Here is a 15165-nt window from a genome sequence, read left to right on the forward strand (position 1 = left end):
AGGAAGGCTCACTCCCCCGCCGTGCGGGGCAGCTCGGCCAGGTCGTCGCGGTGGACCACCGGGGCCACGTGGTCGGGTGCAGGCCTACCCTGCGCCCGGGCACGGAGGACCTCCGTCAGCTCTGCGGAGGCGTAGCGGCAGATCCCCCGGGCGAGCGTGCGCCCAGGCCCGACCACCTCCACCACGGCCCCGGACTCGAACTCCCCGTCGACCCCGGTGACCCCCGGCAGCAGGAGGGACTTCTTGCCGGAGGTGATGGCCCGGGCCGCACCGTCGTCGATGAGGAGCCGTCCCTCAGGCTGGGAGGCGTGGGCCATCCACAGGCGGCGGCTGGGGCGTCGCGGACCGGTGGGAGCGAACCAGGTGCCCATGTCTGCAGGGACGTCCTGTCCTCCCAGGAGGAGGGGAGCGTCGTCGGCGCCGGCGATGAGGACCGCTGTCCCCGAGGCGCAGGAGATCGTCGCCGCCTGGACCTTGGTCACCATGCCCCCCGTGCCCACGGCCGAGCCCCGACCGGACACGTTGAGGTCTGCCAGGTCGGCGGCGGAGCCCACGTAGCGCACCGGGACCGCCCCGGCGGTTCCCGGAGGCGCCGTCCACAGGCCGTCCACGTCGGTAAGCAGGACCAGCACGTCGGCGCTGACCAGGTGGGCCACCAGCGCTGCCAGGTGGTCGTTGTCACCGAGGCTGAACTCCGTAGTGGCCACGGCGTCGTTCTCGTTGACGACGGGGACCGCCCCCAGGGACAGCAGCGCGTCAAAGGTCGCCCGAACGGTGCGGTAGTGGCTGCGTACCGCAACGTCCTGGGCGGTCAGCAGCACCTGAGCGGTCACCACCCCGTAGGCGCTCATGGCGCTCTGCCACCGGGCTACGAGGTTTCCTTGCCCCACCGAGGCCGCCGCCTGCAGCAGACGCAGCTCCCCGGGCCGCCTCTCCAGCCCCAGGGGGACGAGGCCTGCGGCAACCGCGCCGGAGGACACCAGGACGACGTCGTGCCCACGGCCGCGCAGCCTGGCGATCAGTCCGGCGATGATGTCGATGCGGTTGAGGTCCAGCCCGCCGTCGACCCGGGTCAGGGAGGAGGAGCCGACCTTAAGGACGATCCGGGCGCCGGGGGGCAGCGCGGCAGGCCGTTGCCCCGGCACCGGAGCCCTGCGGCTCACTGCGTCTCCTCCCAGACCGAGGCATCCGTCCACAGGCCCTCGGCGGCCTCCTGGCGTAGCTCGGCACGGGCCGCCTCCTTGGCGTCCATCATCTCGTGGTAGTGACGACGACGCTCCGCGTTAGTCCGCCGGTGCCCTTCCTGGAGGCGGGCGTCGGTGCCGCGTGCACCCAGCAGCTCAGGTCCTGTAGCCAGGGCCGGCTCCCAGGTGAAGAGCACACCTCGCTCCAGGTCACCGATGAGGACCGTGTCACCGGCGTGTGCCCCCGCCCTGACCAGCTCGTCCTCGACTCCGGCGGCCGCCAGGCGGTCAGCCAGGTAGCCTACCGCCTCGTCGTTGGTGAAGTCGGTCTGAAGGACCCACCTCTCCGGCTTGTCTCCCCGCACCTGGTAGACCTGTCCCTCCGAGGGGTGCTGGAGGGCAGAGACAACCGCTACTGGCTCCCTGTCCTTCCTACCAACCCCAGCGGGCCGGATGACCGGACGCTGGACAGGCTGGCCGTCATGGCCCACCCTGCCCGCCCTCCGGGAGGGAGCCTGTCCACGCGCCTGCTCCACCAGACCCGCCAGGGCGAAGGACAGAGGTCTCAGCCCGCGGTGCACGACGGCTGAGACCTCGAAGACCGGCACCCCCCGGGCCTCGACGTCGCTGCGGACGAAGTCAGCCAGCTCTGCGGCCTCAGGAACATCGACCTTGTTGAGAACAACGACACGGGGGCGCTGTGGCAGCGGCAGGAGCCCCGTGAGGGCCGGATCTGACTCCTGGCTGCCCAGCCGGTCCGCGTAGGCCGCCAGCTCGGCCTCGATCGTGTCCATGTCGCTGAGCGGGTCACGGCCCGGCTCCAGGGTGGCGCAGTCCAGGACGTGGACGATGACGGCGCAGCGCTCGATGTGGCGCAGGAAGTCCAGACCTAGGCCCCTACCCCGGGAGGCTCCAGGGATGAGGCCCGGGACGTCGGCGACCGTGTAGCGGCTGGCGCCCGCCTCGACCACCCCAAGGTTGGGCACCAGGGTGGTGAAGGGATAGTCGGCGATCTTAGGGCGGGCGGCGCTCATCGCGGCGATGAGGGAGGACTTGCCCGCACTCGGGTAGCCCACCAGTGCCACGTCGGCGACGGTCTTGAGCTCCAGGACCACGTCGAGGGCCTGGCCCGGTTCACCCAGGAGGTGGAAGCCAGGGGCCTTCCTCCTCTTCGAGGCCAGGGAGAAGTTGCCACGCCCGCCCGTCCCACCGCGGGCGACTACCACCGAGCAGGGGTGTCCCACCAGGTCAGCCAGGACCTGGCCGTCAACGTCCTTGACTACCGTACCCTCCGGGACGGGCAGGACCAGGTCCTGCCCGTCGACGCCTCGGCGCCAGCTACCCATCCCCGGGGTACCGCTGGAGGCACGTCGATGCGGTCGGCGATGGTAGGCCAGCAGGGTTGACACCGAGGGGTCCGTGGTGATGACGACGTCGCCTCCGTGCCCCCCGTCCCCGCCGTCAGGGCCGGCCAGGGGCTTGAACTTCTCACGGTGCACCGAGGTACAGCCGTGGCCGCCGTCCCCGCCGGCTACGTGAAGAACCACTCGGTCGATGAAGCTGGGCATAGAGCCTCCCCCAGGAGCGACAGGTGCGGCGGACAGGTGGCAGGTACCCGTGCGGGCCTGCCCAGACAGGACGGGGGCAAACGGTATGAACCGTTCGCCCCCGTTCCGACGTATGACGGTGCCGCGCGGCTCAGGCCTCGGGAAGGACGACGTTCACAACGCGACGGCCCCGGAAGGTGCCGAACTCGACACTGCCGGCAGCGGTGGCGAACAGCGTGTCGTCGTTACCGCGGCCCACGTTGCGGCCAGGGTGGAAGTGGGTGCCGCGCTGGCGGACGAGGATCTCCCCAGCCTTGACGACCTGGCCCCCGAACCGCTTGACGCCCAGGCGCTGGGCGTTGGAGTCACGGCCGTTACGGGAGGAGCCAAGACCCTTCTTGTGTGCCATGTCAGGATTCTCTCTCTCTCGATCGTGTGCGTCCAGGCGCCCCTTGAGGGGCGTGCAGGAGGGTCAGTCGATAGACGTGACCTTGACCGCCGTCAGCCTGGCCCGGTGGCCCTGGCGCCTGCGGTAGCCGGTCTTGTTCTTGAACTTGAGGATGTTGATCTTGGGGCCCTTCCGCTCACCGAGGATCTCAGCGGTGACAGAGCTGTGGGCCAGGTCAGCGGCACCAGTCGTCACCTTGTCCCCGTCCACCACCATCAGCGGAGCGAGGGTGACCCGGTCACCCACCTCGCCAACGAGCTTGTCAACAACCACGACGTCGCCGACGGAGACCTTCTCCTGACGGCCACCAGCCTTGACGATCGCGTAGACCACTTGTTTGCTCTTCCTGTCGCGTCTTGAGGCACCCACCGGCACGGACCACACTGGTAGCAGCCATCGCGCCGGTCTCCCGGGCATGGTGCACGATGCACCGGCTGACAACTTTAGGTGATCCGTCTTCCGGGACCAACCGCGCCAGGACCGTCAGACCTGTGTTCTTGGGCACGAAGCCAGGGAGACCGCCCCGGGAAGCGGCGCGCGGGGCAGCCTCCCGCCACCACTTCCGTAACCAGGTTCCCGACGCCGCGCTACCGGTCGCCAAGAACGGCTGCGGCGGTGGCCTCGTCGGTAACGAGTCCGGAGAGGTACCCTCCCCGCAGCACCGCTCGGATCGCCTCCACCTTGTGCCAGCCGTGTGCCACCCCGATGACCAGTGGAACCTCCCGCAGCCGGTCCGGCTCCAGGCAGACGGTACGTCGGCACACAGGGGTGCGGACGTGTACCCCGCGAGCGTCGATGTGGTGCCCGCAGATATGGGCCACCGCACCTGCCCGCGCGCACTGCTCGACAAGCTCTGGAGTCATCCACCTGCGTAGGATCGGGCTGACCGCTCCTTTATCCACGGCCCCCACCCCGGTCAGAGCCACGTCGCTTCGGGCCGCCAGCTCCAGGGTGATGACCACCTGCTCCTCCCGGCGCATCGCGTCCGCGGCCTGGACGGTGTCAAACACGAGCGGGACCGGCAGCGCCTGATGGCTGCCCCCCAGCCGCATCGCCATGTCCCGGCAGATGTCGGGTCCGTCCTCCAGCCCGCTGGACTGCCCGACCAGTCCCAGCATCTGCACGACCAGGCTGCGCGGCCAGGAGCGCTGGGGGAGCGAGCGCACCACCGACCCGACCTCACGGCCGTTGGAGACCGCAATGACCGAGGTCGGTCGGCAGTGCTCCAGGAGCAGCTGCGCCGCCTGGGCGCCCAGCTGGTCCCCTGCCTGCTCCGTCACCCGCACCGCGCGCAGGCCGTAGGCGGACACCAGCCGGTCCTCGATCTCAGTGAGTCGCTCGATCGGATGGGACACCTGCACCGTCACCACACCTGTCCGGCGCGCCTGGGCCAGGAGCCGGGAGACCGTGGAGCGTGAGTAGCCGGTACGCCTGGCTACCTCCGCCTGGTCCGCCCCCTCCTCCCAGTACATCCGCGACACCTCCAGGAGCAGCCGGATCCGGTTCCGGTCAACACCTGCTGCGCACATATTCCCATATTATCCCACGACAGCAGCCCGACACGCCCTGTCGCGAATCGCATCCGACCTCGGATAGGCCAAAAGTAGAGGTGAGAAACGGTTTCTGGGTCGAGCCGCCGGACACCGGAGTCCCCCTCGCCGGGCACGCCACCGCTAACGCACAAAAGTGCACTTCCCCTCATACCTGCACGCCGATGCCCTTCTAGGGTGGCCGTGTCAGCAGCCCGGTGGCACGCACAGGCGGCCGCGCTCGCGGACAAGCAGCAGGAAAGAGGCAGCAAGGAGGCCCTCCATGGCGCACACGGCGCTCGCACGAACCATTGCCGGGGACGTGGACCCCACCACCCTGGGGGTGGTCAACGCCCACGACCACCTCATCCGCAACGGTGCAGGCGAGGTCTACATCGACCCCGACCACCAGCTGGACGACGTCGACAAGGCGGTAGAGGAGGCTGGTCGCTTCGTGTCGGCGTCAAGGCGCTGGGCCCAGGCCGGCACCGTCGTCGACATGTGCCCGGCCAACTGCGGCCGGGACCTGGAGCGTCTGGCCGAGGTAGGGCGGCGCGTACCCGACCTGCACATCATCGCCTCCACCGGCTTCCACCGGGAAAAGGTCTACCTGGAGACCCGCAGCCACTGGGTAAGCCGCTACAGCGTGGACCAGATCGCGAACCTGCTCATCGCCGACATCCGCGAGGGCATCGACCGCCACGACTACTCCGGCCCGATCGTGGAGCGCACGCCCTACAAGGCAGGAGTCATCAAGGTCGCCACCTCCTACGGCGTGATCACCGACTTCGAGCGCACGTGCATGCGAGCAGCCGCGCTCGCCTCGATCGAGACGGGCGCCCCGATCAACACCCACACCACCTTCGGCACCTGCGGCCTGGAGCAGGCTCGCGAGCTCATCGGTATGGGCGTCCCGGCCGACCAGATCGCCATCGGCCACATCCAGCGCAACGCCGACGTCTACTACCTGCGCCAGATCCTGGACACCGGGGCGTGGCTGGAGATCGACGGGACCTACCGCATCAAGTACCAGCCCGACACCAACCGGATCATGGAGCTGCGCGAGCTGGGCGAGCTGGGCTACGGCAAGCGCATCCTCCTGGGCACCGACTCAGGCAAGCGCTCCTACCAGAAGGCCTACGGGTCTGTGACCGGTGTGGACTTTAACCCCGCCGTGGACGGCCCCCGTATGCTGGAGGAGGGCTTCGACCCCTCCTACGTCCAGGACCTGCTTGTGGGTAACGGTCAGCGCTTCTTCACGATGAGGAAGGACGTGAGGGGGGACCAGTCATGACTCCTCCCCGGCTCCAGGTCGCCCTGGACACCACCGACCTGGTCACTGCGCTGCGCTGCCTGGGTCGGTGCCAGCCCGCGGTCGACGTCATCGAGGTGGGCACCGTGCTCCTGCTGGCTGAGGGGCTGCGCTGCGTACGTGAGATCCGCGCACTCTACCCGGAGGCCACCATCCTCGCCGACGCACGTATCGCCGAGGCGGGCTCGGTCCTGTCGCGCCAGTGCTTCGAGGCAGGGGCCGACTGGGTGTCCTGCGTGGCGGGCGCCTCTTTGACCACTGTGGAGCAGGTAGTCAGTGTCGCCTCCGACCACGGCGGTGAGGTCCAGGTCGAGCTGGGTGAGCACTACGACCACGACCGGGCCGCCGCCTGGCGCGAGCGCGGAGTCGAGCACGTCATCGTCCACCGCTCCCGCGACGCCGAGGCCGCCGGCTCGCTGTCCTGGGGGCCGAGGGACCTGGAGACCGTGGACGACCTGGCTGCCATGGGCTTCACCGTGACGGTCACCGGCGGGGTCACGCCCCGCGAGCTCGACGTCTTCTCGGGGCACCCGGTCGGTGTGGTCATCGCGGGCCGGGCGATCGTGGGCGCGCAGGACCCGTTGGAGGCCGCCCGGCAGATGCGTGAGGCCATGGAGAGGGTGTGGGACCGGTGAGTACCGGGAGCACCGACAGCACAGGCCCCGCCAGGAGCACCGGCGGGGCGGCCTCCGCTGGCACCCGCACCTCCAGCACAGTCAGCACGGCTAGTGCAGCCAGCGAGGTGACCCTCGGTATCTACGAGAAGGCCCTGGTCGGCACCACCGACTGGGACGAGCTGTTCAGCCAGGTACGCGCGGCGGGGTTCAGCTTCACTGATCTCTCCGTGGACGAGTCCGACGAGCGTCTGGCCCGCCTGGGCTGGTCCTCCCCACGGCGTCGCCGGGTGGCGCAGGCCGCCGCGGACACAGGGGTGCGCATCGGCGGCGTGTGCCTGAGCGCGCACCGACGCTTCGGCCCGGGCTCCGCCGACCCTGCGGTGCGGGACCAGGCCCGCAGCATCTACCACCAAGGCATCGACCTGTGCGTGGACCTGGGCGCATCCGTGCTCCAGGTAGCCGGGTACTTCGCCCACGGCGAGCCCCGGGACCCGCAGGCCCGTAGCCGCTACGTCGACATGCTGGGCGAGGTGCTGCCCCACGCGGCGGAGGCGGGCGTCATCCTCGGGATTGAGAACGTCGACGGCCACGACATCGCCGCCGTCCAGGACGTCGTCGCCGTTCTCGACGAGCTGCCCTCCCCCTGGCTCCAGGCCTACGCCGACATCGGCAACATCGCGGAGCACGGTGGTGACGCCGCCACCGAGCTGACCTCCGGGCTGACACGCATCGTCGCCCTGCACCTCAAGGACGTCCGCCCTGGGGAGCCGCGACGCGTCCCCATGGGTCAGGGCGTCACCGACTTCGACGGTGCCTTCGCCACCCTGGCCGCCGCCCGCTGGAGCGGACGCATGATGATCGAGATGTGGAACGACGACGCCGAGGACTCCCTGGAGCGCTGCGTGGCGGCCCGGCACTTCATCGAGGACCGGCTTGACCGCGCAGGCATCTCGGTGCGTACGCCCCGGTGGGAGGCAGCCGCATGACTCACGACAACAGACCCTCGACACGCTCAGGAACCAACCATGACAGACACAGTAACCGCCACCACGACCATCGCCACAGTCGGCACCAGCAATGACACAGCAACCACGGCAGCACGGTACGGACCCCGTGACGGCGCCCAGGCCGCCTTCGACCTGACCACGATCGGCGAGGGCCAGATCCGCCTCACCTGCGAGCGCGGGGACCGCCTCGCCTCCGCCCGGCACCTGCGGATGAGCGCAGCGGGCTCGGAGGCCAACGTCGCCGGCCTGCTCAGCCAGCTGGGACGACGTACCTCGTGGGCCACCAAGCTGCCCCAGGGCGAGCTGACCCACAGGATCCTCAGCGAGTACCGCTCGGTAGGCGTGGACCTGTCCCACGTCGTCCTGACCCAGCACGGCCGCGTCGCCCAGTACTTTCTGGAGCCGGGCGAGTACCCGCTTCCGGGCAGGGTCACCTACGACCGCCTGTACACCCCGTTCCGCGACATCGAGCCAGCCGACTTCAACTGGGACAGTCTCCTGGACACCCGCGTGGTGTTCCTGACCGGCATCACGGCCGCCCTGACGCAGCGCACGGCAGAGGTGGTGCGCTACTTCGCTGACGCCGCCCAGGAGCGGGGTATCGCCATCGCCCTCGACGTCAACTTCCGCTCCCTCCTGTGGGACGGAGACCAGGCCCGCTCCGTGCTGGAGCCCATCGCCCGCTCCGCCTCGATCCTGTTCTGCTCACGGGCGGACGCACAGGTGGTCTTCGGCCTCACCCACAGCGAGGGGGTCCAGGTCTGCCGCTCCGTGCGCGAGCTTCTGGGCCCGCCCGTCGTCGTGTCCACCGATGCCGCGCGAGGGACCTACCTGTCCACCGCTGAGGGCGACCAGGCCTTCGAGATCGAGCAGGTGCCCATCGTGGACCGTCCCGGTGCCGGCGACTCCTTCGTGGCCGGCACCCTCCATGGGTGGCTCGACGGCGACGTCTCCCGAGGTATCGCAACCGGCCTGCGCACAGCCTCCCTGGCCCTGACCCACCACGGCGACCTGACTCGTGTGCCTCCCGGTGAGCTGGACCTGGCCCTCAGCGGGGACATCGTGCGCTAGGGCGGCTCCTTCCGGGCAGCGTCCACGCAGCCCGGCTCACCCCGTACCCGGAAAAAGCCTTCTGCACATACCAACGATTGGTTCAATGATGAGCACTCTGGTCTCCACCAGCCCGCCTCGGGGACGTACCGCCCCCGAGCAGATAGACAACCACCCTCTCACCAGGCACCAGCGGTCCCTCATCGGGATGGCTATCGTCGGCAACGTGTCGGAGTTCTTCGACATGTTCCTTATCGGCTTCATCGTCAACATGCTGATCGAGTCCCCCGGGTGGGACCTGACAGGCTTCCACTCCGGGGTCATCCTGGCAGGAGCAGGCCTGGGCACCGTCATCGGCTCGGTGATGTGGGGCCGCCTAGCGGACAGCCTGGGCCGCAGGACCGCCTTCATCGCCTGCATCATCGTCCTGGTGCTCTTCACCGCCGCCTCCGCCCTGACCCCGGTCAACGGCTGGGTGCTGCTGGCTGTCCTGCGCACTGGCGTCGGTATCGGGGTGGGCGGTCTCAACATCACCTCCGTGCCCTACGTCCAGGAGTTCGTCCCGGCCAGGCAGCGGGGCCTGCTGGCAGGGCTGACCAGCGTCTTCATCCCGGCCGGGATCTTCCTGGGGGGCCTGGTCACCAGGTACTTCGGTGACGCCCTGGGCTGGCGGGGTCTGATCGCGGTAGGCTGCGTCCCCATCGTGCTGCTCGCCTGGACCCGGGTGGTCCCCGAGTCCCCCCGGTTCCTACAGTCACGGGGCCGAGAGCAGGAAGCACGGCAGGCCTACGCCTGGGCCATGGAGATCCCCGTGGAGCACGTGGCCGAGCTGCCGGAGATCAGGCAGGCCGCCTCAACCTCCTACTCGGCGATCTTCACCAGGTACCCGCGCCAGCTCCTGGTGGTGGCCGTGGGATCGTTCTCCTTCATCCTGGGGTCTTTTACCGTCCAGTCCTGGGGGCAGAGCCTGCTGGGACAGTCCTTTGGCTTCAGCGTCTCCGCCGTGGCTACGCTGTTCATGCTGGTCTCCCTGGGCGACCTCCTGGGGCGCCTCGGGTCGGCGTGGATCTCCGACCGTATCGGACGGCGCTACACCATGCTGGGATGCGGCCTGATCGGCGGGACCGGGGCACTCATCGCCGCTTGGTCCACCACGATGGTTGACAGCCGCGGGACCACCACGGCCGGGTACGTCTTCTTCGTCGGCATCTTCATCGTCATGACCTTCGGAGACGGTGCCTTCGGCATCCTCAACGCCTTCGGGGGCGAGCAGTTCCCCACCCAGGCCCGCTCAACGGGCCTGGGCCTGGGCTACGGCATCGGGTCGGTGGCCAAGGTTGTCGGCCCCTACTTCATGGGGGCGCTCATGGGTAGCGACGAGCCTACGGTCGAGGTCGTCATGGTTCCCTTCCTCATCTTTGCGGTCATGCTGTTCGCCGGGGGCATCACCTACATGTTCGCCCGGGAGACCAAGGGAACCTCCCTGGAGGACATCTGAGCCGGGCAGGAGCCTAGACGCACACGCCAGACACCGACGTCGGGCCGGGCAGGAGCACGCAGAGCGAGCCGTCCCGGCCCGACGTAGCACCCACGGCACTAACAGACACGCAGGACCGTGGAGCCGGTGGAGCCGAGGGGTAACCGCACGGGCAGGGCCTGTACCCCTAGGAAGTGCTGTCAGTGCCGCCTGTACTGTCAGTACCGCCTGTACTGCCAGTGCCGTCAGAGCCCTCAGTCTGCGTGCCACCAGGCGCAGGGGGCGCTGGGCGCGGCGCAGTTACCTCGGTGGTCACGACCCGACGCCGTCGAGGCCTCCTGGCCCGAGTCCCAGCCGCAGCATCAGTACTACTCCCACTGTCCTCCCTGCTGCTTCCACTGTCTGCGTGGGCCTGGTGAGCCTGCTCGGTGGCGGCCGCAATCTGGGCCAGGGCACCGCGGGCAGTGGAGCGCGCCTTGTCCTGAGAGGCAACAGAGGCTGCCGCAGAGGCCTCTGCGGCAGCCTGCCCCGGGTCTCCAGCCTGGTCCTGATCAGAGGACCCGGCCTGCCTCGACTCCTTGGCGGACCTGCCCGCAGCCTTGGAGCCGGAGGCGGACGCACGTACGGCGTCCCGGCCTGACCCGGTGTCCCTACCCTTGCGTCCGCGCCCCTTGCCCGCGCCCCGCGAGGCAGAGGCGGACATGTCCACCTGCTGGTTCTCCACGGGCGCGTCGTGCACGATGAAGCCTCGACCCTTGCAGGTCTCGCAGGTGGTGGAGAATGCCTCGACCAGTCCCTGCCCCACGCGCTTGCGGGTCATCTGCACCAGGCCGAGCGAGGTGACCTCAGTGACCTGGTGCCGGGTGCGGTCCCGGCCCAGGCACTCGACAAGACGTCGCAGCACCAGGTCGCGGTTGGACTCCAGGACCATGTCGACAAAGTCGATGACGATCATGCCGCCGATGTCACGCAGCCGCAGCTGCCGCACGATCTCCTCGGCTGCCTCAAGGTTGTTGCGGGTGACCGTCTCCTCCAGGGTACCGCCCGCCCCCGTGAACCGGCCGGTGTTGACGTCGATGACGGTCATCGCCTCGGTGCGGTCAATGACCAGGGTCCCGCCAGAGGGCAGCCAGACCTTGCGGTCGAAGCCCTTGGACAGCTGCTCGTCCACACGGTGGGCGCTAAAGACGTCCTCCGGGCTCGTCCAGCGCTCGAGGCGGTCAGCCAGGTCGGGGCTGAGCTCGTTGACGTATCCGGATATCGTCTTCCAGGCGCCGGTCCCGGAGACCACCAGCCTGCGGAAGTCCTCGTTGAAGACGTCGCGCACGACTCGCACCGCCAGTTCCGGCTCCCCCTTAAGAAGTACCGGGACCTTGGTGCTGCCCTTACGCACCGAGGCCACTTTCTTGTCGATCGCCTCCCACTGGGAGACCAGCCGGGCCACGTCGGCGGCCAGCTGCTCCTCCGAGGCACCCTCGGCGGCGGTCCGCACGATCACGCCCGCAGAGTCGGGGACCACGCGCTGAAGGATCTTGCGCAGCCGGGACCGCTCGGTGTCAGGAAGCTTGCGCGATATCCCGGTCATGCTGCCCCCGGGGACCAAGACTAGGTAGCGCCCGGCCAGGGTGACCTGGCTGGTCAGCCGCGCCCCCTTGTGCCCGATGGGGTCCTTGGTGACCTGGACCAGGACCGTGTCCCCGCTGGACAGGGCGTCCTCGATACGGCGGGACCGACCAGCGGTATCGGCCGCCTCCCAGTCGACCTCGCCGGCGTAGAGGACGGCGTTGCGCCCCCTGCCCAGGTCGACGAACGCGGCCTCCATCGAGGGCAGCACGTTCTGGACCCGACCCATGTAGACGTTGCCGACCATGGAGGTCTGGGTATGGCGAGCTACGTAGTGCTCCACCAGCAGCCCGTCCTCCAGGACCGCGATCTGGTTGAGACCGTCCGTCTCACGCACGATCATCTGGCGGTCCACGCTCTCTCGGCGGGCCAGGAACTCGGCCTCGGTGACGACACTGCGACGACGGCCAGAGGCCCGTCCCTCGCGGCGGCGCTGACGCTTGGCCTCCAGCCGGGTGGAGCCCTTCAGCGCGGTCACCTCGTCACGGGCGTCCCGGCTCGGCTCCGTGCGCGTGCGCGAGCGACGGCGACGGCGTGGGACCACGGACGCCACTGAGTCCTCCGAGGTGTCCGTCGAGGTGTCCGCGACCTCCTCGGCAGCCTCCCGGCCGACGTCCTGCCCGGTGTCACCAGGTTCCCGCGACGACGCCTCACCGCTGCCCTGGCTGCCGTCCTGACTGTCCCGGCTGCTTGAGTCCGCCGTCTCCGCGTCGACGCCGTCAGTAGGGGCGGTGCGTAATCGGGAGCGGCGCCCCCGGCTGCCACGGCGACGTCTGCGGCTCCCACCGGACTCGGCCTGCTCGGCCTGCTCACCGTCGTCGTCAGCACGGGCACTACGGGCACTGTCTGCGCGCGTTCCGCTGCCCGTGTCGTCGTCCATCCCCTCCTCGTCCCGAGGGGACCGCCCCTCCACGGCTGCGCGACGTCGGCCCCGCCTGGGTCCAGACGAGGAGCCCGTCCCCGAGGCACTCGCACCCACAGAGCCCGCGGTCCCGCCAGTACCACCTGTGGCGGAGTCCTGACCGTCTCTACTATCTCTGCCCTCTGCCGGCTCCTGCTGCTGGGTACCGGAGCCCTCACGCAGCGCGACCGCGGCGCGTCGGGAGGCGGCAGGAGCCGGGTCTGGTGCCGCGGACTGCTGCGTGACCCTCCTTCGGCGGCGCGCCCGGCTGGGGTCAGGGGCCTGAAAGAGCAGCGAGGCCACCGGAAGGCGCGGCGGCTCCTCGTTGCCCTTGTCCTGAGGACCCGCAGCAGGAGTCTCCTGGGGCGCCGTGGCCGTCTCCGTGTGGTGGTCAGCCGACTGCGCCACCCACCCCTGGGAGGCCTCCTGCGGCCTGCGGTCACCGTGGTCGTCTTCTGTTGTTGTACGTCGTGCCATTTCGAGGTTTTCCGGGTGCCGTCGCCGCCGTCGTACCCCCGGAGCTCCGGCACGGTCACGCTCCTGCCAGGAGAAGCATCCACAAAGTCTGTCGCGCACGCCGCTAATGGGCGCTGACACCCCTGGCGCCTGCACAGGCCGGGCTCGCGGCGGCGCTTGCAGCGGCGCGAGGCGCCCGGAAGAGGTCGTCCCAGGGTGCCCGCCCCAGGCATCGGTACGGGACGCCCGGGACCTAGGCAAGTATTCCACAACCACAGCTCTCCCCGGGACAGGTCGCACACGCTGACCCGGACCCGTGCCCCACCCGGTCGGCACAGGTCTTGCGGTAACAGCACAACTGTACTCCTTTGTGTTTGTGACAAACCGTCAGTGAGCCGCTACACTCTGGGACCAGGGTCCTCCGTGACTCCAGGGCACTGCGTGACTCGCGTCGCGACGCTCTTGCTAACTCCATTGTCATCTTTGAAAGGTGGCGCTGATGGTCATCGCACCGCTGGCGCTGGACTCCCTCGACCTGGCTCGCTGGCAGTTCGGCATCACGACCGTCTACCACTTCATCCTCGTGCCTCTCACCATCGGCCTGTCCCCGATGGTGGCCCTCATGGAGGCGCTGTGGCTGCGCACGCGCAACGAGCAGTGGCTCGTTGCCGCGAAGTTCTTCGGCAAGATCCTTCTCATCAACTTCGCCCTGGGAGTTGCCACCGGTCTTGTCCAGGAGTTCCAGTTCGGCATGAACTGGTCGGAGTACTCTCGCTTCGTCGGGAACATCTTTGGCGCTCCTCTGGCCTTCGAGGCCCTGCTGGCCTTCTTCATGGAGTCCACCTTCCTGGGGCTGTGGATCTTCGGCTGGGACCGCCTCTCCCCCAGGCTCCACAACCTGTGCATGTGGGCCGTCGCCGCAGGGACCAACTTCTCGGCGTTCTTCATCCTGGCGGCCAACTCCTGGATGCAGCACCCCGTGGGGACCGTCATCAACCCCGACACCGGCCGTGCCGAGCTCGACGGCCTCTCCGGCTTCGCCGCCGTGCTGTCCAACCCCATCCTGTGGACCACAGCCACCCACGTCATCACCTCGGCCTTCCTCGTCGCCGGCGCGGTGGTCCTGGGGGTCTCCGTGTGGTGGATGACCCGGGCCGCGCGCGCCGGCCAGGACTACGAGGCCCGCCACCTGTGGCGGCGCACCACCCGCCTGGGCGCCACCGTCATGCTTGTCGCGGGGCTGGCCACCGCGGTGTCAGGACACTTCCAGGGCCACCTGGTGACTGAGGAGCAGCCCGCCAAGATGGCGGCGGCGGAAGGGCTGTGCCATACCGAGTCCCGTGCGCCGTTTACCGCTGTCGCCTTCGGCGACTGCGACACCGGGATGACCCGGTTCATCTCGGTGCCCGGGGTCTACTCCTTCATGGCCACCAATGACGTCAACGCCGAGGTCACCGGCCTGGTCGACGCCCAGCAGATGTACAGCGACTACGTCCAGGCGCACGAGCCCGGCGCGGCAGAGACCGACTACACCCCCAACGTCATGATCACCTTCTGGTCCTTCCGCCTCATGATCGCACTGGGCATGGCCTCGGTGGGCATCGGTGCTCTCGCCCTGTGGCTGCTACGGTCCGACAGGCTGATCACCCGCCCCTGGCTGGGCAGGGCAGCGCTGTGGACGATGTGGCTTCCCTTCGTCGCCTGCTCCTTCGGCTGGATCTTCACCGAGATGGGGCGCCAGCCCTGGGTCATCGTGCCCAACCTGGCGGACCCTGTCTCCCAGGTGTACATGCGCACCGCTGACGGGGTCTCCACCGCCGCCTCGGCAGGCACCGTCCTGGCCTCGGTGACCATCTTCACCCTCTTGTACGCAGCACTGGGCGTGGTGTGGTTCATGCTGCTGCGACGCTACGTCCGTGAGGGCGTACGCACCCAGAGACCTCCGGCGGACCAGGAGCACGGCAGCGACGCGGCTGCACCGGCGCTCCTGTCCTTCGACTACTGACACTGAGCA

General features: G+C 69.1%; 12 protein-coding genes. 6 read left to right on the plus strand and 6 right to left on the minus strand.

Annotation, left to right across the window (positions count from 1 at the left end; all coding sequences use genetic code 11):
* Positions 1-8: 8 nt before the first annotated feature.
* The 5 genes from proB to D4740_RS06070 all read right to left on the minus strand — a co-directional run bounded on the left by proB (position 9) and on the right by D4740_RS06070 (position 4708).
* Positions 9-1103 (minus strand): glutamate 5-kinase, encoded by a 1095-nt coding sequence (gene proB / locus D4740_RS06050; RefSeq protein WP_119836187.1) that lies wholly within the window; start codon positions 1101-1103, stop codon positions 9-11.
* A 56-nt stretch (positions 1104-1159) separates the two neighbouring features.
* Entirely contained in the window at positions 1160-2752 is a 1593-nt protein-coding gene (obgE, locus tag D4740_RS06055) for a GTPase ObgE (protein ID WP_119836054.1), read from the minus strand.
* 130 nt (positions 2753-2882) lie between these two features.
* Complete coding sequence (gene rpmA / locus D4740_RS06060; protein WP_119836055.1) at positions 2883-3140, minus strand: 50S ribosomal protein L27; 258 nt, start codon at positions 3138-3140, stop codon at positions 2883-2885.
* Between the two features lie 63 nt (positions 3141-3203).
* Positions 3204-3512 (minus strand): 50S ribosomal protein L21, encoded by a 309-nt coding sequence (gene rplU, locus D4740_RS06065; RefSeq protein WP_119836056.1) that lies wholly within the window; start codon positions 3510-3512, stop codon positions 3204-3206.
* Between the two features lie 254 nt (positions 3513-3766).
* Positions 3767-4708, minus strand: coding sequence for a sugar-binding transcriptional regulator (locus D4740_RS06070; RefSeq protein WP_119836057.1), 942 nt, complete (start codon positions 4706-4708; stop codon positions 3767-3769).
* Between the two features lie 283 nt (positions 4709-4991).
* Here D4740_RS06070 and D4740_RS06075 point away from each other — a divergent pair, with 283 nt between their 5' ends.
* From D4740_RS06075 to D4740_RS06095, 5 genes are all read left to right on the plus strand, one after another.
* Positions 4992-6002 carry a phosphotriesterase gene (locus D4740_RS06075; RefSeq protein WP_119836058.1) on the plus strand — a complete coding sequence of 337 codons (1011 nt, stop codon included), beginning with the start codon at positions 4992-4994 and terminating at the stop codon, positions 6000-6002.
* Positions 5999-6655 (plus strand): 3-dehydro-L-gulonate-6-phosphate decarboxylase, encoded by a 657-nt coding sequence (locus tag D4740_RS06080; RefSeq protein WP_119836059.1) that lies wholly within the window; start codon positions 5999-6001, stop codon positions 6653-6655. The genes D4740_RS06075 and D4740_RS06080 overlap by 4 nt, the downstream gene beginning before the upstream one ends.
* Positions 6643-7623 carry an L-ribulose-5-phosphate 3-epimerase gene (locus D4740_RS06085; RefSeq protein ID WP_205570029.1) on the plus strand — a complete coding sequence of 327 codons (981 nt, stop codon included), beginning with the start codon at positions 6643-6645 and terminating at the stop codon, positions 7621-7623. The genes D4740_RS06080 and D4740_RS06085 overlap by 13 nt, the downstream gene beginning before the upstream one ends.
* Before the next feature lie 39 nt (positions 7624-7662).
* Positions 7663-8715 carry a sugar kinase gene (locus D4740_RS06090; RefSeq protein ID WP_119836060.1) on the plus strand — a complete coding sequence of 351 codons (1053 nt, stop codon included), beginning with the start codon at positions 7663-7665 and terminating at the stop codon, positions 8713-8715.
* An 85-nt stretch (positions 8716-8800) separates the two neighbouring features.
* Positions 8801-10192: an MFS transporter gene (locus D4740_RS06095; protein ID WP_220475019.1), complete on the plus strand. Its 1392-nt coding sequence runs from the start codon at positions 8801-8803 to the stop codon at positions 10190-10192.
* A 166-nt stretch (positions 10193-10358) separates the two neighbouring features.
* Here the strand turns inward: D4740_RS06095 and D4740_RS13260 are convergent, their stop codons facing one another.
* Positions 10359-13172 carry an Rne/Rng family ribonuclease gene (locus D4740_RS13260; protein ID WP_259390695.1) on the minus strand — a complete coding sequence of 938 codons (2814 nt, stop codon included), beginning with the start codon at positions 13170-13172 and terminating at the stop codon, positions 10359-10361.
* A 478-nt stretch (positions 13173-13650) separates the two neighbouring features.
* On the opposite strand from D4740_RS13260, the gene D4740_RS06105 reads away from it, so the two are divergent.
* On the plus strand, positions 13651-15156 hold the full coding sequence (locus tag D4740_RS06105) for a cytochrome ubiquinol oxidase subunit I (protein ID WP_119836061.1): 1506 nt from the start codon (positions 13651-13653) through the stop codon (positions 15154-15156).
* Positions 15157-15165: the final 9 nt, after the last annotated feature.

The sequence above is a fragment of the Actinomyces sp. 2119 genome, from assembly GCF_003591215.1.
Classification (GTDB): Bacteria; Actinomycetota; Actinomycetes; order Actinomycetales; family Actinomycetaceae; genus Actinomyces; species Actinomyces lilanjuaniae.